This window comes from Pseudomonas sp. Y39-6, assembly GCF_023651955.1.
Lineage (GTDB): Bacteria > Pseudomonadota > Gammaproteobacteria > Pseudomonadales > Pseudomonadaceae > Aquipseudomonas > Aquipseudomonas veronii.
This window is the reverse complement of the sequence record NZ_CP069594.1, coordinates 203908-230060: the sequence shown is the minus strand read 5'-3', so window position 1 is coordinate 230060 and position 26153 is coordinate 203908. Positions and strand designations below refer to the sequence as shown.

Annotated in this window: 20 protein-coding genes, 1 tRNA gene and 1 pseudogene; 9 read left to right on the top strand and 13 right to left on the bottom strand. The window is 57.1% G+C overall.

What is annotated here, in order from left to right; genetic code table 11:
* Positions 1–38 precede the first annotated feature (38 nt).
* Complete coding sequence (desA, locus tag JN756_RS01015; RefSeq protein ID WP_046385075.1) at positions 39–1223, top strand: delta-9 fatty acid desaturase DesA; 1185 nt, start codon at positions 39–41, stop codon at positions 1221–1223.
* Between the two features lie 202 nt (positions 1224–1425).
* Positions 1426–2427 carry a sensor domain-containing diguanylate cyclase gene (locus tag JN756_RS01010; protein WP_201021707.1) on the top strand — a complete coding sequence of 334 codons (1002 nt, stop codon included), beginning with the start codon at positions 1426–1428 and terminating at the stop codon, positions 2425–2427.
* 64 nt (positions 2428–2491) lie between these two features.
* Here the strand turns inward: JN756_RS01010 and JN756_RS01005 are convergent, their stop codons facing one another.
* The 3 genes from JN756_RS01005 to gabD form a co-directional block, all read right to left on the bottom strand.
* Positions 2492–3700, bottom strand: coding sequence for an HDOD domain-containing protein (locus JN756_RS01005; protein WP_108526190.1), 1209 nt, complete (start codon positions 3698–3700; stop codon positions 2492–2494).
* 139 nt (positions 3701–3839) lie between these two features.
* Positions 3840–5117 (bottom strand): 4-aminobutyrate--2-oxoglutarate transaminase, encoded by a 1278-nt coding sequence (gene gabT / locus JN756_RS01000; RefSeq protein ID WP_017848615.1) that lies wholly within the window; start codon positions 5115–5117, stop codon positions 3840–3842.
* A gap of 181 nt (positions 5118–5298) precedes the next feature.
* Positions 5299–6741 (bottom strand): NADP-dependent succinate-semialdehyde dehydrogenase, encoded by a 1443-nt coding sequence (gene gabD, locus JN756_RS00995; protein ID WP_046385078.1) that lies wholly within the window; start codon positions 6739–6741, stop codon positions 5299–5301.
* Between the two features lie 370 nt (positions 6742–7111).
* Here gabD and JN756_RS00990 point away from each other — a divergent pair.
* From JN756_RS00990 to JN756_RS00960, 7 genes and pseudogenes are all read left to right on the top strand, one after another.
* Positions 7112–7188 (top strand) — tRNA-Arg (locus tag JN756_RS00990).
* 105 nt (positions 7189–7293) lie between these two features.
* Positions 7294–8085 carry a tyrosine-type recombinase/integrase gene (locus JN756_RS00985; protein WP_236255070.1) on the top strand — a complete coding sequence of 264 codons (792 nt, stop codon included), beginning with the start codon at positions 7294–7296 and terminating at the stop codon, positions 8083–8085.
* A gap of 84 nt (positions 8086–8169) precedes the next feature.
* Positions 8170–8589, top strand: a complete 420-nt coding sequence (locus JN756_RS00980; protein WP_201022335.1) for a hypothetical protein — start codon at positions 8170–8172, stop codon at positions 8587–8589.
* Positions 8590–8642: 53 nt separating this feature from the next.
* The gene (locus JN756_RS00975) at positions 8643–10490 is read left to right on the top strand and encodes an ATP-binding protein (RefSeq protein ID WP_201021706.1); all 1848 of its coding nucleotides are present in this window, start codon (positions 8643–8645) and stop codon (positions 10488–10490) included.
* Between the two features lie 42 nt (positions 10491–10532).
* Positions 10533–13112 carry an HD domain-containing protein gene (locus tag JN756_RS00970; RefSeq protein WP_201021705.1) on the top strand — a complete coding sequence of 860 codons (2580 nt, stop codon included), beginning with the start codon at positions 10533–10535 and terminating at the stop codon, positions 13110–13112.
* Between the two features lie 569 nt (positions 13113–13681).
* Positions 13682–13860 (top strand): annotated as a pseudogene (locus JN756_RS00965) (transposase domain-containing protein); the annotation flags it as partial.
* 208 nt (positions 13861–14068) lie between these two features.
* Entirely contained in the window at positions 14069–15688 is a 1620-nt protein-coding gene (locus JN756_RS00960) for a methyl-accepting chemotaxis protein (RefSeq protein WP_201021704.1), read from the top strand.
* Positions 15689–15964: 276 nt separating this feature from the next.
* Here the strand turns inward: JN756_RS00960 and JN756_RS00955 are convergent, their stop codons facing one another.
* The 10 genes from JN756_RS00955 to JN756_RS00910 form a co-directional block, all read right to left on the bottom strand.
* Entirely contained in the window at positions 15965–17029 is a 1065-nt protein-coding gene (locus JN756_RS00955) for a 2,3-butanediol dehydrogenase (RefSeq protein WP_226926362.1), read from the bottom strand.
* 417 nt (positions 17030–17446) lie between these two features.
* Entirely contained in the window at positions 17447–18034 is a 588-nt protein-coding gene (locus tag JN756_RS00950) for a protein kinase family protein (protein WP_201021703.1), read from the bottom strand.
* Complete coding sequence (locus JN756_RS00945; RefSeq protein ID WP_017848620.1) at positions 18031–18603, bottom strand: RNA polymerase sigma factor; 573 nt, start codon at positions 18601–18603, stop codon at positions 18031–18033. The genes JN756_RS00950 and JN756_RS00945 overlap by 4 nt, the downstream gene beginning before the upstream one ends.
* Before the next feature lie 38 nt (positions 18604–18641).
* A complete protein-coding gene (locus JN756_RS00940) occupies positions 18642–20264 on the bottom strand; it encodes a vWA domain-containing protein (RefSeq protein ID WP_108526172.1) in 1623 nt (540 codons plus the stop codon).
* Between the two features lie 1589 nt (positions 20265–21853).
* A complete protein-coding gene (locus JN756_RS00935) occupies positions 21854–22507 on the bottom strand; it encodes a DUF799 domain-containing protein (RefSeq protein WP_017848622.1) in 654 nt (217 codons plus the stop codon).
* A complete protein-coding gene (locus tag JN756_RS00930) occupies positions 22504–22866 on the bottom strand; it encodes a DUF4810 domain-containing protein (RefSeq protein ID WP_017848623.1) in 363 nt (120 codons plus the stop codon). Before JN756_RS00930 ends, JN756_RS00935 begins: the two co-directional genes overlap by 4 nt.
* 29 nt (positions 22867–22895) lie before the next feature.
* Positions 22896–23576, bottom strand: coding sequence for a CsgG/HfaB family protein (locus JN756_RS00925; RefSeq protein ID WP_017848624.1), 681 nt, complete (start codon positions 23574–23576; stop codon positions 22896–22898).
* 514 nt (positions 23577–24090) lie between these two features.
* Entirely contained in the window at positions 24091–24468 is a 378-nt protein-coding gene (locus JN756_RS00920) for a hypothetical protein (RefSeq protein ID WP_169881854.1), read from the bottom strand.
* Between the two features lie 77 nt (positions 24469–24545).
* The gene (locus tag JN756_RS00915) at positions 24546–25238 is read right to left on the bottom strand and encodes a hypothetical protein (protein ID WP_169881855.1); all 693 of its coding nucleotides are present in this window, start codon (positions 25236–25238) and stop codon (positions 24546–24548) included.
* A gap of 77 nt (positions 25239–25315) precedes the next feature.
* On the bottom strand, positions 25316–25708 hold the full coding sequence (locus JN756_RS00910) for a DUF2846 domain-containing protein (protein ID WP_236255122.1): 393 nt from the start codon (positions 25706–25708) through the stop codon (positions 25316–25318).
* Between the last annotated feature and the right edge of the window lie 445 nt (positions 25709–26153).

Genomic DNA, 26153 nt, shown 5'->3' with positions numbered 1-26153 from the left:
TGAGCTGTTTTTTTCTTTTTCTGAGGGCCATACAGCCTATGTGGTACAACGGTTTTCTTGACCTGTCAGCCTGGCAACTGGTGGCAGTCACCCTGTTGATGACCCACGTGACCATTATTGGGGTCACCGTCTATCTGCACCGCTATTCAGCCCATCGCTCCCTGGAGCTCAATGCCGGCCTGAAACACTTCTTCCGCTTCTGGCTGTGGCTGACCACGGCGCAGAACACCCGCGAGTGGACCGCCATCCACCGTAAGCATCACGCCAAATGCGAAACCGTCGACGACCCGCACAGCCCCGTCATTAAAGGCCTGTCTACCGTATTGCGCAAAGGTGCCGAACTCTATCGTGCCGAAGCGGAGAACCCCGAGACCCTGCGCATCTACGGCAAGAACTGCCCGGACGACTGGATCGAACGCAAACTCTACACGCCCTACCCGCTCTTGGGTGTGGCAATCATGGGTGTGATCGACCTTCTGCTGTTCGGCACCATCGGCATCACCATCTGGGCGATCCAGATGATGTGGATTCCATTCTGGGCCGCCGGTGTGATCAACGGCCTCGGCCACGCCGTGGGCTATCGCAACTTCGAATGCCGGGACGCGGCGACCAACCTGGTGCCGTGGGGCATCATCGTGGGCGGCGAAGAGCTGCACAACAATCACCACACCTACCCCAACTCCGCCAAGCTGTCGGTGAAGAAATGGGAGTTCGACCTCGGCTGGGCGTGGATCAAGCTGTTCAGCTTGCTGCGCCTGGCCAAGGTGCAGCGCGTCGCGCCGATCGCCCACCGTGTCGAAGGCAAGGGCCACCTGGACATGGACACCGCCATGGCGATCCTCAACAACCGTTTCCAGATCATGGCCCAGTACCGCAAGCTGGTGATCGGCCCGCTGGTCAAGCAGGAACTGGAGAAGGTCGATCACTCGGTGCGCCATCAGTTCCACCGTGCCAAGCGCCTGCTGTCGCGGGAAACCAGCCTGCTGGATGACCGCCACCACCTGCGTATCCAGAGCATGCTGGAACACAGCCAGGCCCTGAAAGTGATCTACGAAAAGCGTCTGGCCCTGCAGCAGATCTGGCTCAAGACCAGCTCCAACGGCCACGATATGCTGGCCGCGATCAAGGAATGGGTGCATGAGGCCGAGGCCAGCGGCATCCAGTCCCTGCGCGATTTTGCCCACCAATTGAAGACCTACTCGTTGCGCCCTGCAACGGTGTGAACACGCGGAGGGGGAAGGCTTGCCTTCCCCTTTGATCGCTTTTTTGACGCCATTCTCCAGACACCCATAAATCCGTCACAATCGCCCCCAATGACGGAACTTAGACGCAATTCGCCCCTCTCAAACAACACTTCGCCATCATGGTGGCCCCTTGTTGTGACCGCTGCTGAACCCTGCGGCGCGCCCAGAGAGAGTTGTGCCGATGGTCCAAGAAAAAACGCACCTGCCCGATCCCCCCACCACTGAACCCCCACGCCCCGCAGCCGCAGCAACCTTGCTGGCGTTGATGCACGCCCAGGGCGAGGTCGAGCGGCTGAGTGAGCGTGAGCAATTACTCAGTTCCCTGCTGGTCAGCGTGAATGCGGTGCTATGGGCCATCGACTGGGCGTCGCGACGCGTGCTGTATGTGAGCCCGGCGTATGAGCGGGTGTTTGGCCGTTCCGCCGGCATGCTGCTGGCCGACCACCGGGAATGGCGCAACAGCATTCACCCCGAAGACCTCGACTACGCCGAGCACAGCCTGGCCCGCGTACTCGAACAAGGCGCCGTGGAAGACCGCGAGTACCGCATCATCACGGCCGGCGGGCAGATTCGCTGGCTCAGCGACAAGTGCTACATCAACCAGCAGGCCGAACCGGGCGAGCCGTTGATCGTGGTCGGCATGGCCGAGGACATCACCGACAAGAAACAGTTGGAGCTGGAACTGCACCGCCTGGCCACCACCGACGTGCTGACCCAGAGCAGCAACCGTCGACACTTTTTCGAATGCGCCAACCAGGCCTTCGACAGCGCCCGCGCCCAGGCTGCGCCGCTGGCATTCCTGCTGCTGGACATCGATGACTTCAAGGACGTCAACGACACCTACGGCCACTTGGAGGGCGATCAGGTGTTGCGGCGCATTGCCGAGAGCGGTCGTGGCGTACTGCGCCGTGGCGACCTGTTCGGGCGCATTGGCGGCGAAGAGTTCGCCGCCGTGTTGCCCGGTTGCGCGCCGGAGATGGCGCTGCAGGTCGCTGAGCGGCTTGGCAAGGAAATCCAGGCGTTGAGCTTCAGCTATGAAGGCCACGCGTTCACCGTGACGGTCAGCCAAGGCCTGGCCAGCCTCAACGAGCAAGACTCGACCCTGAACAACCTGTTCGCCCGCGCGGATGGCGCCATGTACGAAGCCAAGCGCCTGGGCAAAAACCGCGTGGTTGCTGGCTAGAGGATCAACACAGAGCAAATGTGGGAGGGAACCTGCCCCCTCCCACATCTGAATTTCATAGCCTTTAGGCCTTGCGCAACCTCATCAGCTCCGACAGCCCCATTTTCAGCAAGCGCGCGGTCTTGCTCCTGGCCAGCGCTTCCAGCCCTTCATGCTCGGTCAACCGCGCCATCTGCGCCGCCAGGTTCATCACCAGCGCCTCCCGCGAATACACCCCGCCTTCCAGGGAGTAGATCGCCGCGATCAACTGACGCAGTTCCAGCGGCAAGCGCCAACGCGTGCGCAACGCCGAACCGTAGGCGGCACCCAAAGCGTGCAGCGACTCGCCAATCGCTTCGTCATCCAGCGCCCCGCCACCCTGGCGCCAGTCTTCCAGGCAGCGCAACAACGCCAGGTCGCCGAGCCGATGCAGGATGCCCGCGCTGTAACAGCGCTCGTGGTCCAGCTCCAGCATGCGCGCCAGGCGGCGGGCGTAGTCGGCGGTGTCCTGGGACAACTGCCAGTGACGCTCGGCATACGCCACCAGGCCTGGATCACCCAATACCACGTTGTGCTTGAGCGCCAGGCCGAGTATCAGGTTCATGCTTTGCCCGGCCTGCAGCTTGTGCAACGCCGCCGACAGGGTCTGCACCGGCGTGCCGTGATGGCCGGCGCTGTTGGCGGCGGCGATCAGCACGGCGGTGATCTGCGGGTCCATACACACGCGGTCTTCCAGGCACTTGAGGTCCAGGCCCTCCGGCCCGAGGCTGTCTTGCACGGCGGCCTTCACATCGACCCACAGCGGCGCGCCATCGCAGGCGTCGCGGCGGCGCTCGAGGAACACCGGCAAGGTCATGCCCGGCGCCAGTCGCGGCACTTCGCAGTACACGCTTTCGCCTTCGTTGAGCAGCAGGTCTTGCAGGCGCTGGGTCAGGCCGTCCATGTTCAGCGGCTTGGTCAGATACGCCGTGGGCGCCAAGGGCAAGGCCTCACGCACGCTGGCGCTGTCATTGCGACTGCTCAAGAGGATGAACGGCAACGCGGGCGAGCGACGCTGCTGACGCACATTGCGCAACAGGCTCAGGCCATCGACGCCCGGCAGTTCCCAATCCGCCACGATCAGGTCGTAGGCTTTGTCGCGCAGCAGCGTAGCCGCTTGCCGGCCATCGCCACACATATCCAGCCGTGCGTCGCAACGCACATTCAACAACACCTGCTTGAGCAGGTCCCGCGACCAAGGGTCTGCCTCAGCAATCAACACCCGGGGTACAGCGGGTAAATCCACAGCACTCATCCTGCACGCTCCATCTGCAATGCCTGCACCTTAGACAATGCGGCGGCCTACGTACAATGAACAACCACTGAATGTGCTGCATCAGGTAAAAAAAAACCCGCCGAAGCGGGTTTTTTCTATCGATCGGTTCAGCCCGGGCTTACAGCTCGGAGAAGCACTCTTCGATGATTGCCAAGCCTTTGTCCAGTTGCTCGTCCGGCGCGGTCAGCGGCACCAGGATGCGCAACACGTTGCCGTAAGGGCCGCAGGACAGCAGGATCAAGCCTTTCTCACGCGCCTTGGCCACTACGGCGGCAACGGCAGCAGCGTTTGGCTTGTGGGTGTCGCCACCTTCGAACAGCTCGATCGCGATCATCGCGCCCAGGGCACGCACATCGCCGATCACCGGGTACTTGGCCTGGATGGCCTTGAGGCCGGAGACCAGACGCTCGCCGACGGCTTTGCAGCGATCCAGCAGGTGCTCTTCTTCGAACACTTCCAGCACGGCCAGGGCCGCGGCGCAAGCGATCGGGCTACCGGCGTAGGTGCCGCCGAGGCCGCCTGGCGCGATGGCGTCCATGTATTCGGCCTTGCCGCACACACCGGCCAACGGGAAACCGCCGGCGATGGATTTGGCGAAGGTGGTCAGGTCGGCAGTCACGCCCATCTGTTCCATGGCGAAGAACGTACCGGTACGGCCGGCACCGGTTTGCACTTCGTCGGCGATCAGCAGGATGCCGTGCTTGTCGCACAGTTCGCGCAGGCGCTTCATGAAAGGTTTAGGCGCGACGTAGAAACCGCCTTCGCCCTGCACCGGCTCGATGATGATGGCAGCGATATCACGCGGCTCGGCATCGTTCTTGAAGATGCGTTCGATGCTGGCGATGGAGTCGTCGACGCTCACGCCATGCAGTTCGTTCGGGTACAGCGCGCGGAAGATGCCGCCTGGCATCAGGCCCATGCCGGCCGAGTAAGGCACGACTTTACCGGTGAGGCCCAGGGTCATCATGGTGCGACCGTGGTACGCGCCGGTGAACGCGATGATGCCGGCACGGCCAGTGGCAGCGCGGGCGATTTTCACGGCGTTCTCAACCGCTTCGGAACCGGTGGTGACCAGCAGGGTTTTCTTGGCGAAATCACCTGGGACCTTGGCGTTGATTTTTTCGCACAGTTCCACGTAAGGCTCGTAGGCCAGTACCTGGAAGCAGGTGTGGGTCAGCTTGTTCAGTTGCTCGGTCACGGCCGCGATGATTTTCGGGTGTACGTGGCCGGTGTTCAGCACGGCGATACCGCCGGCGAAGTCGATGAACTCGCGACCTTCAACGTCGGTCACGGTGGCGTTCTTCGCGGACTCGGCGAAGATCGGGTGAATCTGGCCAACACCGCGTGGTACAGCGGCTTCGCGGCGTTTCATCAAGGAAGCGTTGGTCTTGCTCATAAAGTCCTCATTCGCCACTCATCGGGTGGCGTTGTTCAAGGAATACGTGGCGGGGGGCAACTACGGCAGCATGCGATGATCGACTGACACAGCGTTCCCGGCCACTACGAATAACGGTGTAAAACACGCAAAGGGTCAGCGCTCTCGTGCCCTTTGCGTTTGCAGCAATGCCTTGCCGGGCTTAGATGCCCAGGCAGAGGTATTTGATTTCCAGGTAATCCTCGATCCCGTACTTGGAACCTTCACGGCCCAGGCCCGAAGCCTTGATACCGCCGAACGGCGCCACTTCGTTGGAGATCAACCCGGTGTTGACGCCGACCATGCCGTATTCCAGGGCTTCGGCCACACGGAACACACGGCTCAGGTCACGCGCATAGAAGTAGGACGCCAGGCCGAACTCGGTGTCGTTGGACATCGCGATCACTTCGGCTTCGTCCTTGAAACGGAACAGCGGCGCCAGTGGGCCGAAGGTTTCTTCCTTCGCCACAGCGGCATTTTTCGGCACGTTGGTCAGGATGGTCGGCTCGAAGAAGTTACCCTCCATGACCTTGCCGCCCGCCAGCAGCGTGGCGCCTTTGGCCAGCGCGTCCGCAATGTGTTCCTGGACCTTGGCCACGGCTTTGCCGTCGATCAGCGGGCCGGTGGTGGTGCCGTCTTCCAGACCGTTGCCGATCTTGAGCTTGGCCACCGCCACTTTGAGTTTTTCCGCGAACGCGTCGTACACCGCGTCTTGAACGTACAGACGGTTGGCGCAGACGCAGGTCTGGCCGTTGTTGCGGTACTTGGAGATGATCGCGCCTTCGACGGCCTTATCCAGGTCAGCGTCGTCAAACACGATGAACGGCGCGTTGCCGCCCAGCTCCAGGGACACTTTCTTGATGTCCTTGGCGCATTCGGCCATCAACTGGCGACCGATTTCGGTCGAGCCGGTGAAGGACAATTTACGCACGATCGGGTTGCTGGTCAGCTCGCTGCCGATATCGCCGGCGCTGCCGGAGACCACGCTGAACACGCCTTTCGGAATGCCGGCACGCTGCGCCAGTTCAGCCAGGGCGAACGCCGAGAACGGCGTTTGCGAGGCAGGCTTGAGCACCATGGTGCAACCGGCGGCCAGGGCCGGGCCGGCTTTACGCGTAATCATCGCAGCGGGGAAGTTCCACGGTGTGATGGCGGCTGTCACGCCGATCGGTTGCTTGATCACGATCAGACGCTTGTCCGGCTGGTGGCCGGGAATCACGTCACCGTAGATGCGCTTGGCTTCTTCGGCGAACCACTCGATAAAGGAGGCGGCGTAGACAATTTCGCCCTTGGCTTCGGCCAGCGGCTTGCCCTGTTCCAGGGTCATCAGGCGTGCCAGGTCTTCCTGGTTCTCGATGATCAGCTCGAACCAGCGGCGCAGCTTGTTGGCGCGCTCCTTGGCGGTCAGCGCACGCCAGGCCGGCAGCGCTTTGTCCGCCGCTTCGATGGCGCGGCGGGTTTCAGCGGCGCCCATCTTCGGCACAGTGCCGAGAATCTCGCCCGTGGCGGGGTTGTTGACCTTGATGGTCTGACCGTTGTCCGCATCGACCCAAGCCCCATCGATAAAGGCTTGCTGGCGGAACAACTGGGCATCTTTAAGCTGCATGTCGGCTTTCCTTAACAGCACCGCGCGCGCGCGGAGCGAATTAGAGTTGTTGAAAGGCGCCTTTGGGGGCTGCCGTCAGGGAAATCAGCCCCTGCGTGCAAGCAAGTGGAGAGCGCACGGGAGACAGAGCGTTTGAAATCTCAAACGAATCCTAGGATCAAAGGGGGTACAGGGCAATAGGATGTTCGAAAAAAAGAACGAAAACCGCTTATTTGCCGGATTTATCAGATCAACGACCTCAAGCCCCGCACCCCACCACCGAGCCACAGCGCCCGACGCAAGGCCCCAACACAGACAATTCCCACCCGCCAGCAGCCAAAAACCAGCATGGACGCCCAAGGTCGACATGGGTATGATGTCGCCCGCACAAGCATCCGTAGCTCAGCTGGATAGAGTACTGCCCTCCGAAGGCAGGGGTCGTGGGTTCGAATCCCGCCGGGTGCACCATCTTCTTTCCCTTGTATTACAAGGGGATAGCGCTCCTGACAGAAACCTGTCCTAGTCCTGAAAGTCGTTTTTGCCACAAATTTGCCACACTTGAACGTGGCGGGAATGGTCGAAATGGCAACAATTAGGAATCGCGGCGAGTATCAGTGGGAAGCGCAAATCCGCCGTAAGGGCTATCCGGCCCAGCGCAAAACCTTCGAAAGCAAATCCGATGCCCAAGCCTGGGCACGCATGATCGAAAGCGAAATCGACCGGGGTATCTTTGTTTCTCGTGTTGAGGCTGAACGCACTGCTTTTTATCAACTCATTGATCGCTACATCTCCGAGATCGCTCCGAAGCACAAAGGCGCCTATTCGGAAATCAAACGACTGGAAGCGCTCAAGCGTCACCCGCTGGCGACACGCATCGTTGCCACCCTCACCTCCTCCGATTTTGCCCGCTACCGTGATGAACGCTTGAAGATCCGCAAGGGCAACACGGTGAAGCGTGAACTCGCATTGTTTCAGTGCGTGATCGAGGTCGCTCGCCGGGAGTGGGGAATTCATCTTGCCGAGAACCCCGTCAGGATGGTCAGCCGTCCCAGCTACAACGACGAACGCTCGCGGCGGCTCGACCCAATTGAAGAGCAATACATCCTCAACGCCCTGGAGCTTCGTGAGCGCCGTGCTGACGGCACCTATGCCGACGCCTCACACAATCCATGGATACGGCCCATTGTCCAACTGGCGATTGAGACAGCCATGCGCCGTGGCGAAATTTTCGAGCTGCGCTGGAAGCATGTGAACCTAGATCGCAGGACCGCGCATCTTTCAGCGACTAAGAACGCATTATTTTCTACCTTAGCAAACGCAGCGAATGTCACATGCAAAGGAGGCAACCCAAAAAAGGTAATTTAACGTTAGCAGAATGGGCTTTTCAAAAAGAATGGCGACGTGCTATCAACAAGACTTGAAGACATCCCAACCGCGGCGGAATCAGCCATGCTTATGGAAAAACCTCTCCCGCTTTCCATAGCCGCTCGCATTCTCAAAAAGAGCACCATTGAAGGAGTTCGTCGTTCTCCCTCGTATCACCACATAGGATGGAAAATTTTTGATCGTTGCGCGTTTTGTCAACCAACTGAACTACTGACGCTGAAGACGGAGGGCGAAGTGATCTTGCTTGGTCGCTTATTGGAACAGCAAAGTGTAGAGCATAAAACTCTTAGCTCGGCAATAGCTTTGGGTCAAATACAGCGAAGCTTAACAGAACATGAAATTCTTACATCTAATAAAATACAAATAAATCTGCCCAAAAGCGCAAACATGAAAACAAACAACGGCGCTGACGGCGTGGCCCTGGCCCTGGCCCTGGCCCGCCAGGAAAAACCCGACGCGGTGCTGATGGACAAGAACCAATAAACCGATGCAGATCCGGCAGTCGCCAATATAAGCATCAAGAAGAAGGATTTTCTATGAAATTAGCACAGATTCGTTTAAGGAATTTTCGGTGTTACAAAGATGAAGTATCTATAGATTTTGGAGACATGACTGCCCTAATAGGGCGAAATGACGCTGGCAAATCTACGATAATGGAAGCACTCGATATTTTCTTTAACGATGGCCTACCGGATAAACACGACGCCTCCAAGACGGGTAATGCGGCGGACCTGTGTATCATCGCAGTATTCGAGGATCTGCCGGAATCCCTCGTACTTGATCAGACGCAGCCAACATCACTAGCTGATGAATACTTACTTAACGCCGATGGAAAGCTAGAAATTCATAAGGTATTCAATGGCGGGCTCGAAAAGCCAAAACTGACAAATTTGAAAATTATAGCTGTGCATCCAACCGCAGCACGTGTAAACGACCTTGTTACGTTAAATAGTTCCGAACTAAAAGCGCGAGCACGGGAGCTAAATATTCCGTTGGACACAGTTGATCAACGCGTCAACTCTCAATTACGAGCAGCAATTCGGTCTTACGTTGGCGATTTAGCGCTCGACGTTAGAGAAATAACATTGGCTGAAGGGAACGGTGTAAGCGTCTGGAAAGGCATGCAGGCACAAATGCCTTCATTTGCTCTATTTAAAAGTGATCGAGCCAGCACCGATCAAGATCCTGAAGCACAAGATCCGTTAAATGCAGCTATAAAAGAAGCAGTACGACAGAAGGAACCTGAGTTAAATGCCATCGCGATACATATTGAGGCCGAAGTCAGAAAAATTGCCGAGTTGACTCTAAAAAAACTTCAAGAAATGGACCCCTCTCTTGCTAGCTCACTCACACCAAACTTCCCTCCACCCAAGTGGGCAAATCTGTTCAAGGCCAGCATTACTGGAGATGATGATATACCTATAAATAAACGAGGCAGCGGTGTTCGCCGGCTAATTCTATTAAATTTTTTCCGCGCAAAATCGGAACAGTTAATTCGCGAACAGCATAGACCAAATGCAATTTATGCAATCGAAGAACCTGAAACAAGTCAACACCCCCGAAATCAGCGCCTTCTAATAAGCGCCTTGCAAGAAATAACCGGAACTGACCAGGTCATTTTAACAACCCATACGCCTATGCTTGCCAGAGCCTTACCGGCTTCCGCACTTAGATTTATAACAAAAGATGAAAATAATCAGATTGCCATTCTAAATGGCGGTGAAGACGGAACGAACGTGTTGATAGCTAAAAGCTTAGGAGTCCTGCCTGATCATAATGTAAAAATATTCATTGGCGTTGAGGGAAAGCATGATATTTCCTTTTTAAAAAATATGTCTACAATGCTTATAGATTCAGGATCAAAAGTTCCTGACCTAAACAAACTTGAGCTAGAAGGGGAATTAATTTTCACCCCGCTCGGAGGGTCCGCATTAGCGTTATGGTGCAATAGGCTGGCAAATCTTAATCGGCCAGAATTCCACATCTATGATCGCGATGATGCTCCCCCTTCACCGCCAAAATACCAAAGATATATCGAGGAAGTTAATCGCCGCAACGGATGCCTAGCTCTAGCGACCAACAAAAGAGAGATGGAAAACTACATCCATTTATCTGCAATCAACTTAGCATTGAATGAAGCGGGAATCGCGACCAATCTAGACAGTCCCATTAATAACTTTGACGACGTACCTTCTTTACTCTTTAGGAAAGTTAATGAGGTGGTTAATGCCTCAGACATGTGGGGACAGGGTCGAGCAAAAGAATTCTTATGCAACTCTGCCATAAAAAAACTAACAATAGAAATGCTAAGAGAAACAGATACGAATAATGAAATATTGGGTTGGTTCGATCGAATTGCTGAAATGTTAGAGACTCAGAACTAACTCAGGCATAAAAATCACAGATAGATCTCTTGGGACCCTCACATGGAAAATTATCAAGATTCGCCACTTTGGAAACAAGCCTTTCAAAGCAAGAGCGACGGCCTCGATACAAAGCGTCAACTGTTAAACACAGCATTCACCGAATTCCATCAGCGAGTTTCCTACCTTGTAAATCAAATCCACAAAGACATGCCGTCCTTGACAGTACATGATATTACGCATTTAGATGCCTTATGGTGGACGGCCTCAGAAATTGCTGGAGAAGGCTACCCGCTAAACCCTGCTGAAGCGTTTGTATTAGGGGGGGCCATCCTTTTACATGATGCAGCTCACTGTATAGCTGCTTATCCAGGTGGGATAGATGAGATACGATTGCTTCCTGAATGGACAATTTTCTCCGCTAAGCACGGACTTGATGGACAGTCCCTAACCTCCGGGACCGAAGAGTTTCAGATGGTTTTGTTTGACGTTCTTCGCATCATGCATCCAAAACAAGCGCGCCGACTTGCAAAGGTTCACTGGCAAGCACCGGGCGATGCCACCCCACTTTACCTCTTAGAGAATGACAATCTTCGACGTTCTTACGGTGATGCTATCGGTCAAATTGCTGAAAGCCATTGGTCCTACCCACACGAACTAGAGAGTCTGGATCAGTTTAAGATTAATCCGCCTTCTTTTCTCCATCCCGCCGACTGGTCGGTCGACATCTTAAAGTTAGCAATTCTCCTACGGACAGCAGATGCTGCTCATATAGATCAGCAGCGCGCACCCAGATTTTTGCTTGCACTAGTAAAGCCTGGAAACTCGTCACTCGTTCACTGGAACTTTCAGTCCAGAATGCACGAAGTAAAACTTGATTCTGATCCAGAAAGGAATGACCTAAGGGTATCGGGCATGCCATTCCCGGCTAGCGAACAAGATGCTTGGTGGATGGCATATGATACTGCCCGCTTAATCGATAACGAGCTACGAGCGGCAGACCGGCTTTTGTTAGACAATAATAGACAACGATTGTCTGCTCGATCTGTAGCATTTTCATATAGCCCAGAGGCATTTGCTAGGAATGTTCCAACCGAGGGATGGCACCCTGTAGATACCAGCATAAAAATTACTGATATTAAAACAATGGTAGAAAGATTCGGGGGAGACAAACTCTATGGCAGTTCACCGTCAGCCGCGCTGAAAGAACTTCTACAGAACTCTGTGGATGCTATCCATGCTTGTCGAAGCCTTGGCGGATTAGGTGATGAAGAGGGCGAGATCGAAGTAGCCTTGGAAGAGGAGGGGAATGAGCATTGGATTCATATAACAGATACAGGTATCGGAATGAGTCGCTATGTTTTGACAGATATTCTTCTGGACTTTGGGCGTTCCCTTTGGCGTAGCGGTGATTTGCAGGGAGAATGGCAAAGCCTGTCTGCTTCTAATTTTGAAGCTATAGGTCAGTTTGGTATCGGCTTTTTTTCTATTTTTATGTTAGGCGAAAGGGTACGAGTATTGACTCGGCGCTACGAAAGTAAGCTAAGCGAAAACCCTCAATGGCTTTTAGAATTCACAGCAGGCACAAATAAACGACCAATCCTTAGAGAGCCGTCAGAGATTGAACGACTGAAGCGACATGGAACTAAAGTTTCAGTACTAATCAGCGCCGATATAATGAATTCGCTATGCCCGATGATCGGCCATCCGAGAAATTCGAAACGAATCACCCTCAAAAAAGTTTGTGCCGAGCTTGCACCAGCATTAGATATAAATTTATTTTTCCGCGACGGAATCCTTCCTCGAGAAACTGTTATCAAAGCAAACGACTGGATGACAATTCCACCTCTCGACCTTTTAGATCGAGCAAACCCAAGCAATTATTATTATTCTAAAGAAAGTTTAATTAGTGAATGGTCATACCTTTCCTGCATAAAGGATAGCCATGGAAATATTAAAGGTCGCTGCAGTATTGGAAACTCAACGAGCTTATCTGGCTATCATAGGAGTCACGGTATCGGATCGGTTAAGGGCCTATTAGCCGGAAGCATTTCTGGACTGAATGGCATTGTACTGTCGAAACCTCAAACAGATCTAGCACGAAAAACGTCAATCCCGGACATCGCTATTTCGGAGCTAGCCACTTGGGCCAAAGAGCAAAAAATCAAACTAGTTGACTCTGGAAAGATCCAAGCATCGTCAAGTCTTTTACTGTCTAGATTTGGAGCCTCACCGTCCAATTTAATAATTGGTGAAATAGCAGGAACAAAAACAAGCCATGAACAGCTTACATCTGAAGCTTCCAAATTCGACGCCTTTTTAATTCATGACGGAGAGATAACTCATGAAGATGAAGAAGACATCTCGAAGCGAGATTTTCTGGATAACTTTGAACGCGAAGATAACTTGATTGAGATGTCGTCAATGCGGATCCCCGACTGGTTCAAGCAGCTAGATGGTTATTCCGACTCTGTCGATACATGGACCAATGAAGAGTTGATAATATCGGCATTAAAAGAAGCATGGGGGGAAGTCATCATTGATGAAGATGATACCCACCGTGTAGGTATTGTTAACGACATTGAAATTACACGATCCTGCAGGGTCGCAAGGAAGCCTAACATTCACGATCAGGAAGATTAATTCTTGAAAATTCACAAATTATCTGGAGTGAAAGTAGCGCATACACTAGGCATCAAATTTTTTCACTTAAAAGGGGAGAAGGCCCCTTCTATAAATCTGAGCAATGCTAAGTCATAGCCAACCGGATCAACCTAAGAGCCCTGCCACAAATTTGCCACACTCGCCCCGCTAACCGGGGCGAAAACCCGCTAATCTCCGCTATCACAATCCTTTGATTCCCAGCTAATCCCCGCTAACGTATTGATTCTAAACGTCGACTTTTAGGACTCCGAAGGCAGGGGTCGTGGGTTCGAATCCCGCCGGGTGCACCATATAGCAGTCTCGAGCTGTCTCAGACAGTCTACGACCCCCCCCCAAGAAGCCCGCCTTGTGCGGGCTTCCTTGTTTCTGGCTATCCATCTCTCTCCAACCCGATAACTTCCCGCAATGCATGCCTTGAGACTCCTATAACTGGAGGCATACAGAAAACCGCCCCTTAGCAAACACCACGCTCGCCGGCCTGGAACCTGAACCACGCTACCTATCGCGAGCAGGACGGGAACGGCCTCTACTTCAGCGTGAAACCTAACGGACAACGGTCTTGGCTGGGTCTCGGCAGCCAACACGCAGCTGCGCTGACGAGCCTGATCCAGCCGACTAAGCTCAATGGGCATGATCCATCTGGTTATCTCAAGGATGTACTAACCAGCGCGCCAGCAAGATCGCCGGGTTGTTGCCGCATAACGGGTTACCGTTACGCAACCTGTAATGCCCATTCGGTTACCGCACAACTCGCATGAAAGTCCTTGTGCATGACGGCTTCGGGAGCTGGCTCCGCCGCAGATTGAAGCAAGGCAAGCTCCACCGGCCAGGCGTTCGCCAACCACATCGCCTTTCGACGACATCCTTAAAGTTTCCGGCTTTGAGTCGATATCCTGTTGAACATATCAACAACCGTTGGAAAACAGGAATCTTGTATGCACCTTAGAAATCTCAACGTAGCGCCACGCGCTGCCCTGTTTTTCGCGTTGATTATTGCGTTGGTTTTTGTGCTCGGCGCATTCGCAGTCGTGCAAATGGGCAAGCTGAGGGACTCCGAAAAAGACGTCGAACTCAATTGGATGGCTAGCATCCGACAAACGGAGCTGATGAACAGTACAGCCCTTCGCTTGAGGCTCGAAACACAGCGTGGCCTTGCTGACCCTCAGTCGATACAAAAGACGATTGATAGCTTCGCCAGCTACCGTAAGGCGTTCAACGATGCGGTGGCGAATTATGAGCCTCTGATAGCGAGTGATAAGGAGCGTTCGTTTTATACACCGGTAAAAAACAGCGCCGATGCCTACTCCAAACTAATGGATAGTCTTGAACCGTTGATGAGGCAGGGTGACGTAGCGGCGGCGGTCAGCCTGGTGAAGACCGGCATCCGCCCTCTGACGAACACGATGGAAATGCAGATCAAAGACTTGACCAACTTTAACAACGACGGCGCTGCGCAGGCTGGGCAAAACGCAACCGATCTTTATAACAATGGGTTGTGGTTGGTTGTCGGCCTTATTGCTGCCGTTGTCGTCCTGACAGTTGGTTTGGCATTGCTGTTGACGAAAAGTATTACCTCTCCGATTAAAGATGCCCTGTCTGTCGCGGAGCGCATCGCGGCCAGCGACCTCTCCAAAGAGGTATTGGTCAGCGGGACTGATGAAGCTGGACGACTGTTGAAAGCCCTCGCGCAGATGCAGACAAATCTGCGAACTACAATTATGCAGATATCCGATTCGTCCACCCAACTGGCCTCTGCGTCAGAAGAGATGACAGCGGTCACTGAGGAGTCGAGTCGGAGCCTTGTCGCCCAAAATGACGAGGTCAATCAGGCTGCCACAGCGGTCACAGAAATGAGCGCAGCTGTTGATGAGGTCGCTCGTAACGCGGAGTCGGCTTCCGAAGAGTCAAAGCGTACCCAGGGCTATACCGAAATAGGTTTGGAGCGAGTGGCTCAGACATTGAAGTCCATTCAAAAGCTGAACGGGAACGTTGAGAACACGAGTGAACAGATTCAGGGGTTGTCAGATCGTGCCCAGAGCATCACTAAAGTTGTCGAGGTGATTCGGGCCATTGCAGAACAAACCAACCTGCTGGCTTTGAACGCGGCTATCGAGGCAGCACGCGCAGGCGAGCAAGGCCGTGGGTTTGCGGTAGTTGCTGACGAAGTAAGGGCGTTGGCCCATCGCACTCAGGTGTCGACACAAGAAATCGAGCAGATGATCGCTGCCATCCAGAACGATTCTGATCTCGCCGTGAAGGCGATGAATACGAGCAGAGACCTGGCGACCGAATCACTTGGTGTCGCCCAAGAGGCCAGTACCTCGCTGGATCAAATAGCCACCGCCATTGTTCAGATCAATGAACGTAACCTCATGATCGCCACGGCGTCTGAAGAGCAGTCGCATGTTGCGCGTGAGGTTGATCGTAATCTGGTCAGTATTCGCGAGCTGGCAACTCAGAGTGCTGCGGGTGCCAGCCAGACGGCCAGTGCAAGCGGTGAGATGTCAAAACTGGCGGTTAACCTGAATCAGTTGGTTAACCGATTCGCGGTGTGAAAAAGGCGCCGAGCGAAATTCATGCTTGGGGCATATCACGCCTCGATAGATGACTTGACCAAACGCGTGCTGATGTCGGCACGCCTGTCTGGCAGATGTGCTGATGCGGCGCTTACCCACAAGCCCAGGCCGGACGGGTGATCGGTGGCGACTCGCTACTCGTCGGCAAATTCCGGCAATACGGCATGAGAGGCCGTCGATAGACTCCATCAGCCGCACGCCACCCTTGCCACTCACAACGAAGTGGCAAGGGTGGCGTACTGCTCATCGCTCTCTTCAGACCCGAGCGGGCGACACGATGATTTTCACGTTGTGCTCCTTATTCTTGACCAACTCCTCAAAGCCCTGCCCCACGATCTGTTCCAACTGAATGCGCCCCGTCACCAGCGGCGTAATGTCCAGCCGTCCATCGGCGATAAACGCGATCACGTCAGCGAACTCGCCGTTATAGGCCAGCGCGCCCATTACCTGTTTTTCCGTCGCCACCAACTCGAAAAAGTTGAACTCGCTGGGTTCCTCGAAGATCCCCACCAGGACGCACTTGCCAGCCTTGCGGATCAGGTCGATTGCGAGTTTGGCCGTGTGTTTGTTACCGATGCATTCGAAGCTGACATCCGCGCCGAGCCCGCCCGTGAGGCGGCGGACTTCGGCCAGGGCATCGCATTCATTCGGATCGAGCACATGGGTCGCGCCCACTTCCCGGGCCTTGGTCTTGCGGGCGCCGGACATTTCCAGCGCGATCACCTGCGCCGCACCGGCCGCCTTGGCGCACATGATGGTACACAGGCCGATGGTGCCGGCACCGACCACCACTACGTTTTGCCCGAGCAGGCTTCCGGCTTTTTTCACTGCGTGCATGCCCACCGCCAGCGGCTCGATCAGTGCCCCGGCTTCAGCGGGAAAATTCGCCGGCAATTTGTACAGCAGGTTGGCGGGCACGTTGACCAGTTCGGCGAAGGCACCATTGTTCATCAGCCCGGTGAAGGCCAGGTTCTCGCAGATGTTGTACATCCCGTGGGTGCAGTAGTAGCACGTGCCGCAATGCTGGCACGCATCAGCCGCCACCGGCTCGCCGACGCTGAAGCCCTGTACGCCGGCGCCGAGTTCGACGATCTCGCCACAAAACTCATGCCCGAGGATGCACTGCCCCTTTATCCCGGTCAGCGGGTGCGGGGCGTCGACCGGTATGAACACCGGCCCGGCCACGTACTCATGCAAATCGGACCCGCAGATTCCGCACCACTGCACGCGGATCTGCACCCAACCGGCCGGCGGCGAAATGGGCAGCGGGACGTCTTCGACGCGGATATCGTGACGGCCGTGCCAGACAGCGGCGCGCATGCTGCGTTGCGGATTGATCGAAAGGGTCATAGCGAAATCTCCTTGGAACGATTGGCCCTGGCGCCCCGCAAGAGTCCGCCAGGAGGGGCGTCAGCGCGGTAGCACAAGGTCCAGAACCAGTCGATTGAGCTGTTGCGGCATGCGACTCATGACGCCGCCACGGGCAGAACCGGGAAAGGGAGTTGGGCAGGACATCGGGCACCTGTTTTTATTATTGGGTCACCAGTCGGGCTGGTTACCAGAGCCAGAGCAAGGCCGGTGCCAGATCCGCAAAAGCACCTGAACAGGCCTTGCTTAGAGCGGTCCGCTGGAACCCCAGGGGCGGCCGCGATCGCGTTCGAATGAGACGCGCCATGTCAGACCACACCTGGTGGCGATGAGACGGCGAGACGTTGCGTCTCACCGCCCGCCCCGCGTTCAGCGCTTGCGCAACACCTCCAGGCGCGCCGGCAAGTCCTCCTGGGGAAAGCGCGCGTGCAACGCAAGCAGCTTCTCATCCGCCGCTTGGCTGTCCCCGGCCGCCCGCAGGTTGACGATTTCCTGCAAGCCCTCTTCCAATGAAGGCAGTGCAACCGGTGCGCGCTTGCTGAGCCTGGCCGGCGATTTGTCCGACAACGCACCGGCGATTTCGGCTTGGACCGGCGCGCTTTCGGCTCTGGGCGCGACGGCCATCCGGGCCATCGGCGCGGGGGCCGGGCGGGCGCTTTCTGGGTGGGGCGCGGAGAACGTCGCCGGGGAGATGTCGGGTTGAGGCACGGGCGAGCGCATGACCACGCCGATCATCAGCGCTAACCCTGCGACGGTGGCGAATGCCACCTGCCAGCGTGGGCGTTGGCAGGCGTGCAGCCAGCGTTGCCAGCGGCTGGGTTGCGGCGCTGGGGTTTCGCGGCGGGCGGTGGCGAGGATGAAGGCGTCGAGGGACGCCGGTGGCTCGCCGCGGCTGTGTTGACGCACGTGCTGGATGAGCAGGTCGTCGGGGTCGGGGGTGTATCGGGAGTCGGTCATGCGGGTATCTCCTCGGCCAGCAGGCGGCGCAGTTTCTGCTGGGCGTAACGCAGGCGGCTTTTCACGGTTTCCAGCGGGGCGCCGGTGAGGGCGGCGATCTGCGGCACGTCGAGGTCGCCATGCAGGCGCAGCAGGAAGACTTCGCGCTGGTCTTCGGGCAAGTCTTGCAACGCGGCGTCGAGACGCGCCTGGTCGCGGCTCAGGCTCAGATGCTGCTCGGGGCCGGCGCTGGTGTCGGGCTGGGCGTGCAGTTGTTCATCGTAACTGTCGTGCAACGGGTTGTGGATGCCGTGCTTGCGCCAATAGTCGATCAGGCGGTTGCGGGCGATCTGGAACAGCCAGGTACGAAAACTCGCCCGGCCTTGTGGCTGAGTGGCGCTGCGAATCAGGCTGAGCCAGGTCTCCTGATAAATTTCCTCGGCCAGTTCGGCCTTGTTGCTCAGGGACACCAGGAAGCGGTAGAGACCTTGGCGGTGCCGCGCGTATAAGGCCTCGAACGCGGCGCCGTCACCGCTTCGGTAGCGGGCCAGCAGCGATTCGTCGCTGGGTGAATCATCTGGAGCGGGCATGTTGGTGGCGAACTCCTTTCTGGTCGCTGTGTTCACGATCAAGGTTTGAGGCTTTGCGCCACTTCCACCAGTTGCACGAATTCATTGCGCAAGCCGAACGGGTCATCGCCCCGGGCAGAGCGGGCGAGTGCGGCGGTGTCCTGCAAACTCATGCTGCCAGTGTAGCGGCCATCGCCCTTGAGTTGCTGGGCGAAGGCGGCCACGGCGGCGCAGAAGCGCAGGTCGTCGCTGGCCTTGGCCGCGGCGTTGCTCACCGGCCGCTCGATCAAGCGGCTCGCGCCACCGGCCGCGGGCTTGTAGCGCACGCGCAACATGGCCAACTCATCGGAAGCGCCCGACACCGCAGGCGCGGAGGCATAGCGCAGCGGCTCCAGCCAGCCCTGCTGGCCCTTCGGTACAATTTCGTACAGCGCGGTCAGCGTGTGCCCGGCGCCGATCTCTCCCGCGTCGACCTTGTCGTTGTTGAAGTCCTCACGCTTCAACGCGCGGTTTTCATAACCCAGCAAGCGGTATTCGCTGACCTGGGCCGGGTTGAATTCCACCTGCACCTTCACATCCCGCGCCACCACCGCCAGGGTCGAGCTGAGTTGGTCTACCAGCACCTTGCGCGCTTCGCGCAGCGTGTCGATGTAGGCGTAGTTGCCGTCGCCCGCGTCGGCCAGCTGCTCCATCAGGTGTTCGTTGTAGTTATCCACACCGAAGCCGAGGGTGGTCAGCGACACACCGCTTTTGCGTTGTTCCACGGCCATTTGCTTGAGGCTGTCGAAATCGCTGACGCCGACATTGAAGTCGCCATCGGTGGCCAGCAGGATGCGGTTGATGCCCTGCTCGATAAAGCCTTCGCGGGCCATCTGGTAGGCCAGTTCGATGCCTGAAGCACCGGCGGTGGCGCCGCCCGCGCTGAGTTGGTCGATGGCGTTGCGCAGCTTCACTTTGTCGCGCCCGGAGGTGGGAGGGAGTACCACGCGCGACTCGCCGGCGTAGACCACCAGCGACACACGGTCTTGCTCGCGCAATTGATCCACCAGCAATTTCAGGGTGCTTTTCACCAGCGGCAAGCCTTCGCGGCGGTCCATGGAGCCGGACACATCAACCAGAAACACCAGGTTGGCCGGCGCCAGCTGCGCTACGGCGCGGTCGGAGGCCTTGATGCCGATGCGCAGCAGTTGGGTGCGTGGGTTCCACGGGGTGGCCGCCAATTCGGTGGTCACGCCAAACGGCGAACCGTCGGTGGGCAAGGCGTAGTGATAGGGGAAGTAGTTGAGCATTTCCTCCAGTCGCACAGCACCCTCGGGTGGTAGACGGCCTTGGTTGAGGAAACGTCTCACGTTGGCGTAGCTGCCGGTGTCGACGTCGATGCTGAAGGTCGAGACCGGCGTTTCGGCGACCCGATGCACCGGGTTGTCCGGCAGGTTGGCGTACTGCTCGCGGGGTTCGCTTTGGTAATCCAGGGTTGCCGACTCCTGCATCCGCATCGGTGCAGGCATCGCCTGGCGCTTGACCAACGCGCCCTGGACCGGCGCGCTGTGCAGCTCGGCGACGGGCTCAGCCGGTTTGGCTAAATCTGGGGACGAAGACAGCCCACAACCGGCCAGCGCCACCAGCAAGGTAACCGCAAAGCCCTGGGCAGCAGGACGCAGGAAAAGCAGAGGATGGGACATGGACTGAACCTCGTGAATGAATGATCCGTTCACAAGGTCAGACGCAAGGTGCGGGGTGTTCGGGTTAAACCCTGGACTAGATAACACCTCGATCAGTGTGGGAGGGGGCTTGCCCCCGATTGCCAACTGTCAGCCACTGCATCGGGTGACTGACCCACCGCCATCGGGAGCAAGCTCCCTCCCACCTTTGATCTTTGGTGGTGCCAGAATCGAGACGGTTAACTCAGCCCGGTGCACTGCCCCGCCTGAATCCTGGTGTAGATAACACCTCGATCAGTGTGGGAGGGGGCTTGCCCCCGATGACCAAGCGCCAGCCACTGCATCGGACGACTGACCCACCGCCATCGGGAGCAAGCTCCCTCCCACCTTTGATCTTCGGTGGTGCCAGAATCGAGACGGTTAACTCAGCCCGGCGCGCTGCCCCGCCTGAATCCTGGTTTAGATAACACCTCAATCAGTGTGGGAGGGGGCTTGCCCCAGATGACCAAGCGTCAGCCACTGCATCGGGCGACTGACCCACCGCCATCGGGAGCAAGCTCCCTCCCACCTTTGATCTTCGGTGGTGCCAGAATCGAGACGGTTAACTCAGCCCGGTGCACTGCCCCGCCTGAATCCTGGTTTAGATAACACCTCGATCAGTGTGGGAGGGGGCTTGCCCCCGATGACCAAGCGTCAGCCACTGCATCCGGCGACTGACCCACCGCCATCGGGAGCAAGCTCCCTCCCACCTTTGATCTTCGGTGGTGCCAAAATCGAGACGGTTAACTCAGCCCGGTGCACTGCCCCGCCTGAATCCTGGTTTAGATAACACCTCGATCAGTGTGGGAGGGGGCTTGCCCCCGATTGCCAACTGTCAGCCACTGCATCGGGCGACTGACCCACCGCCATCGGGAGCAAGCTCCCTCCCACCTTTGATCTTTGGTGGTGCCAGAATCGAGACGGTTAACTCAGCCCGGTGCACTGCCCCGCCTGAATCCTGGTTTAGATAACACCTCGATCAGTGTGGGAGGGGGCTTGCCCCCGATGACCAAGCGCCAGCCACTGCATCGGACGACTGACCCACCGCCATCGGGAGCAAGCTCCCTCCCACCTTTGATCTTCGGTGGTGCCAGAATCGAGACGGTTAACTCAGCCCGGTGCGCTGCCCCGCCTGAATCCTGGTTTAGATAACACCTCAATCAGTGTGGGAGGGGGCTTGCCCCCGATTGCCAACTGTCAGCCACTGCATCGGGTGACTGACCCACCGCCATCGGGAGCAAGCTCCCTCCCACATTTGATCTTCGGTGATGCCAGAATCGAGACGGTTAACTCAGCCCGGCGCGCTGCCCCGCCTGAATCCTGGTGTAGATAACACCTCGATCAGTGTGGGAGGGGGCTTGCCCCCGATTGCCAACTGTCAGCCACTGCATCGGGCGACTGACCCACCGCCATCGGGAGCAAGCTCCCTCCCACCTTTAATCTTCGGTGATGCCAGAATCGAGACGGTTAACTCAGCCCGGCGCGCTGCCCCGCCTGAATCCTGGTTTAGATAACACCTCAATCAGTGTGGGAGGGGGCTTGCTCCCTCCCACCTTTGACCTTCGCTGAGATCAGTCCGTACCGTATTTCGGGTTGCGCGGACCGTACAGCAGCCCGGTACGCTGCCCTGCCGAGAGCAGGCGCGCACTGGTGATGCCCGCGATCGGATGCGCTGCGTCGGTGGAGCTGTTGATCACCTGCTTGACCGCCGCTGTGATCAACATGCCCACCAGGCCGCCGCCGTTGTTATTGTTGCCTTCCTCACTGGACGCACGCGCCGAGCCGGTCCACAGGGTGGTGCCGGTGCGCAGGTCCACCAGTTTGGCCGAGGCGGTCACCGCGGTGTTGCTGGAGATCAGCATGTACTGGGTGCCGTACTCGCTGATGGTGATGTACAGCGCTGCATCCGCACCGAAGATGTCATGCAGCTTGGCCGGCGGCACGCCCTGGATATCGTTGGCGGTGGTCAGGCCGTTCTGGCGGAAGGTTTCGTCCACCAGGGCAATCGGCAACACGTAGTAGCCGGCTTCGGCCAGCGGGTAGGTCACCTGCGAAACCATGCTGTAGGACGCCTGCACTTCCGGCGATTCATTGATCGGCGGCAGCACCAGGATCGACTTCGGCCGCGCCTGTTTGTATGCCGTGTAATCAATCGTCTTCGGTGCCGCGCAACCGCCGAGCAAGGCCAGGGCCAGCAAGGCGCCGGTGAGTTTCAATAGGCTCATTTGGTGGCGACTCCAGTCTTGGCGTTTTTCAGCAGAAAGTCCATGTACGCAGCGGATTCGGGGAACAGCGCCTTCTCGGTGCGGAACTCCTGCACCATCTGGTCATCCTTGCCCATGCTCAGGTACAGCATGCCCAGGTGGGCGTGGTAACCCGGCGGTGCTTTGCGGCCACTGGCGTTGATCTTCTGCAGATCGCGCTCCAGGGCCTCGACCTGCGCTTCCTTGGGCTCGCCCTTGAAGTACTCGTAAACCTGTGGCTGGTAGCTTTCCCATTGATACAGGGGTTGAGGCGCCGTCTGGCACCCGGCGACCGTCGCGATTGCTGTCAGCATCAGCGCCAACTTCACTGCCTTGCTCATCCGTGTACTACTCCTTGAGGGGTTGCCAATCAGTTGCGCGGGTTCCAGGCGCCGGCGTTGATACCGTCGACCAGGCGGTTGATCGCTTCACGCATGGCCAGGTCGAGCACCTTGCCATTGAGGGTGGAGTCGTAGCTGGCGGTGCCGCCGAAGCCGATCACTTCACGGTTGGACAGCGCGTACTCACCGGCACCCTGGGTGGAATACACCACTTCGGAAGTGCTGATGTTGACGATATTCAACGCGACTTTGGCGTAGGCCACTTGCGTCTTGCCACGGCCGAGGATGCCGAACAACTGACGGTCGCCGGTTTCTTTGCGGCCGAACTCGGTCACATCGCCGGTCACCACGTAATCAGCGCCTTTGAGCTTCTGCACGGTGCCTTTGATCGCGGCTTCCTGGGAAATTTCGCCCATGTTGTCGCGGTCCAGCACGCTGAAGCGGTTGGTCTGCTGCAGGTGGGTGATCAGGATGGTCTTGGCCTGGCCGCCGAGACGGTCGACGCCGTCGGAGAAGATGCCGCGCATGTAGCTGGAGCGGTTATCGAACTTGCCCACGGCAATCGGCACGCGCACGCCGGAATAGGCGACGTGGGCGCTGGCGACCTGTTCCACCGGCATCGCGCGGTTGCTCTCCGTGGCGCAACCGGCCACGGTCAGCAGCGCTGCGACGGCAACGCCGGACAGCAGGATTTGGGACAGTGTTTTCACATGTTGCTCCTAAAGTGAGGAAATCAGCAGCGCTCGGTGTAGCGAGAAACCGGGCACGAGGCGATACCCACCCCTTCGAGGTCGAAGGCGTCGGGCCAAGGGCGGCAGTTTCAGGGAGGGAGGCAGGCTGGCCTGCGCAAAGGCAAGAACTCGCGCGTAACTGACTTCATCCCTGAACATGTCGGGTCGCAACGGCTGCAGCATTTTACGGGGTTGAGAGGGGTTCTCAAGGTGTTTCGTCGGTTGAGCTCGCCCTTGGAATGGGCTGGATTCAATCAATAACGATCGGCGTCCATATTCACCACTGCAAGCGATGACGCGATCAAACACCTCATCAAGAGCTTGTGCCTGTAGCTGGACAACCCCATGCCTGGAAGCTGCAATCGACCAGCCCATGGAGTTCAAGGTCAACCCGGTGCAATCAAGGCGCCCGACGGCCATAAACCCGACCGGGTGATCAAATCTGCGGGCCAATAACGCCTCGGGCGTCTGTTCGGAGTTGTCCATTACAACCTCAAGAACCAATGATGGTTTCGGGGGCGGCACGCATTTTCGATGCGCCCTCCAATGCCGCGTCGAGAGCTTCACGCTCAGGAGCAAACCACATAGCATCGGCCACATAGGCCGCACCCGCCGCCAGCACAAGCACCACGACACACCGTGTCATCAAGTAGCGCACTGTTGCGCTAGGCGTACGCGAACGCTCGAATACAAATGCGAACAGCAGCCCAATGCTGCACATCAGGAAAATACCCAATGCCGTTCCGAATGCGGAGGCAGTCGAGCTATCGAAGTAGTCCCACACCAGCATGCAAACGCTTGCACTGATGAACATCAACAGCAGGCATAACCCCTGCACCAAACGCCAGCCAATTACCGATAACCCTGCCATCTGAACCTCGCACAGTGGAACACTCGATACGCACCTACCAATAGCGTTACGCCAACGCCGGGATTTCTTCGGCGGGTTTACTTGAGTTCCTTCACCAGATATTGCCCTGAGATCTGTGTGATACCCGTTAGCGCCCGGCGCAAGGCTTCAGGGTCGGTGCGGTAAGTCAGCGGCGTGTAGCCATAGACATTCTGTCCATTGAACGGTGTGACCGCTTCACTGGTGCGCCAGATCATCTCGTCACCGCGATTCATTTGCGCGACTACATTGAGGGTGGGGTAAATCACGCTGCTGAAACCTTGGGTCAGGCGAAAGCCCCACTCGGCCACGGTCAGTTGGATCTGCGCATCGGCGGGCTCATCGTCGCCCACGACCTTGAGCGAAGAGGTCTTGCCCAGCGCATCAACAAAGCCTTGCTTGAGCAATACACCCACATCGATTTTTTCGGCCTCCATCACCGTCAGAATCGCCACCGGCGTCGGCATTTCGGCCAGTTGCCCGAGCTTCATGCCGCCGGCAAACCCGGCGCCGCTCAATGCAGCGGTGCCTACCTTAGACGCCCCGCTGGCCATGCCAACACCTGCGCCGAGCCCGGCCCCCAGGGCAGCGCCCCAGGCTTGTTCACGGCCGAAGTACACCATGTTTTTTTCCCACTTCACGGGCAGCACCTTGACGGTCTTGATCTGCGCACGGTTTTCGGGCGTGAGGGGTTGGCTGACACAGCCGCCAAGGATGAGGCTGGCGAAGAGAATGAGAAGGAGGTTTTTCACGTCAGTCCTTGAATGTTTGCAGTTGAACGGTGACTGCCGGCAGAGCCTTGAGCCCGGCCGGTGCCAAACGCGTTAACTCACTTGCTTTCTTTAGCCACGGTGCCCAAGGATGCATCTTTGACCAGATAACGGCCTTCGATATCACTCAGCACTTTGAGGCTGTTACGCGCCATCACCACACCGACTTCGACTTCCTGCTTGAGGTACACAACCTCGCCGGCCTTGACGTTGATTGGCAAGTCCGCCCAGTTTTCGGCCTTGGAACTGATCACATGCTGACCCGGCGTCACATAGAAGTAGATGTACTGGTTACCCCGGTTGTAACCCATCTCCGAATCCGCTTCTTTGTCATCCAGGAAAACGTTGAACCGTACCATCACCCCGACGTTGCTTGGGCGCACCACGTACACCAGGCCTTTATCGGCGACTGCAGCCTTGGGCAGCGAATAGTTCGCCACATCAGCCTGCATCTTCTCTACCGACGGCACCGACGCACAGCCAAACAACGTGGCCAGGGACAGAACAACAGCAGCCTTGAAGAACAGCTTGATCATGTACTTCTTCCTTGTGGAGTAACGGTAGAACGGGTTCAAAAGCAACGGCTATCGCCGATGCCCACCCTTTGATGCCTTTAGTCATCGCTAGGTTGTCGGCAACGGACGGCAGGACATGAGGCACTATGCCACTATTCTTATGCTTTGCACGGTTCTAGTTCCCGCCACCCTGAACGCAGTAGGAGCGAGCTTGCTCACCCCTCCATTGGAGAAATAGGGGTCAGACCACCATTATAAGACTAAGAAAAAACAGCCTTCGGATGACATACCACTCCTCGGATAACTCTCTTTTTAAAGGACTGAACAATAGCCACGAAAACTCCTTAAATGCAAAACGTGGTCTGACCCCTATTTCTGTTGA

Coding starts and splice junctions, on each gene's coding strand:
- desA (WP_046385075.1), top strand. CDS start 39: ATGTGGTACAACGGTTTTCTTGACCTGTCAGCCTGGCAACTGGTGGCA.
- JN756_RS01010 (WP_201021707.1), top strand. CDS start 1,426: ATGGTCCAAGAAAAAACGCACCTGCCCGATCCCCCCACCACTGAACCC.
- JN756_RS01005 (WP_108526190.1), bottom strand. CDS start 3,700: ATGAGTGCTGTGGATTTACCCGCTGTACCCCGGGTGTTGATTGCTGAG.
- gabT (WP_017848615.1), bottom strand. CDS start 5,117: ATGAGCAAGACCAACGCTTCCTTGATGAAACGCCGCGAAGCCGCTGTA.
- gabD (WP_046385078.1), bottom strand. CDS start 6,741: ATGCAGCTTAAAGATGCCCAGTTGTTCCGCCAGCAAGCCTTTATCGAT.
- JN756_RS00985 (WP_236255070.1), top strand. CDS start 7,294: ATGGTCGAAATGGCAACAATTAGGAATCGCGGCGAGTATCAGTGGGAA.
- JN756_RS00980 (WP_201022335.1), top strand. CDS start 8,170: ATGCTTATGGAAAAACCTCTCCCGCTTTCCATAGCCGCTCGCATTCTC.
- JN756_RS00975 (WP_201021706.1), top strand. CDS start 8,643: ATGAAATTAGCACAGATTCGTTTAAGGAATTTTCGGTGTTACAAAGAT.
- JN756_RS00970 (WP_201021705.1), top strand. CDS start 10,533: ATGGAAAATTATCAAGATTCGCCACTTTGGAAACAAGCCTTTCAAAGC.
- JN756_RS00960 (WP_201021704.1), top strand. CDS start 14,069: ATGCACCTTAGAAATCTCAACGTAGCGCCACGCGCTGCCCTGTTTTTC.
- JN756_RS00955 (WP_226926362.1), bottom strand. CDS start 17,029: ATGCGCGCCGCTGTCTGGCACGGCCGTCACGATATCCGCGTCGAAGAC.
- JN756_RS00950 (WP_201021703.1), bottom strand. CDS start 18,034: ATGACCGACTCCCGATACACCCCCGACCCCGACGACCTGCTCATCCAG.
- JN756_RS00945 (WP_017848620.1), bottom strand. CDS start 18,603: ATGCCCGCTCCAGATGATTCACCCAGCGACGAATCGCTGCTGGCCCGC.
- JN756_RS00940 (WP_108526172.1), bottom strand. CDS start 20,264: ATGTCCCATCCTCTGCTTTTCCTGCGTCCTGCTGCCCAGGGCTTTGCG.
- JN756_RS00935 (WP_017848622.1), bottom strand. CDS start 22,507: ATGAGCCTATTGAAACTCACCGGCGCCTTGCTGGCCCTGGCCTTGCTC.
- JN756_RS00930 (WP_017848623.1), bottom strand. CDS start 22,866: ATGAGCAAGGCAGTGAAGTTGGCGCTGATGCTGACAGCAATCGCGACG.
- JN756_RS00920 (WP_169881854.1), bottom strand. CDS start 24,468: ATGGCAGGGTTATCGGTAATTGGCTGGCGTTTGGTGCAGGGGTTATGC.
- JN756_RS00910 (WP_236255122.1), bottom strand. CDS start 25,708: ATGCAGGCTGATGTGGCGAACTATTCGCTGCCCAAGGCTGCAGTCGCC.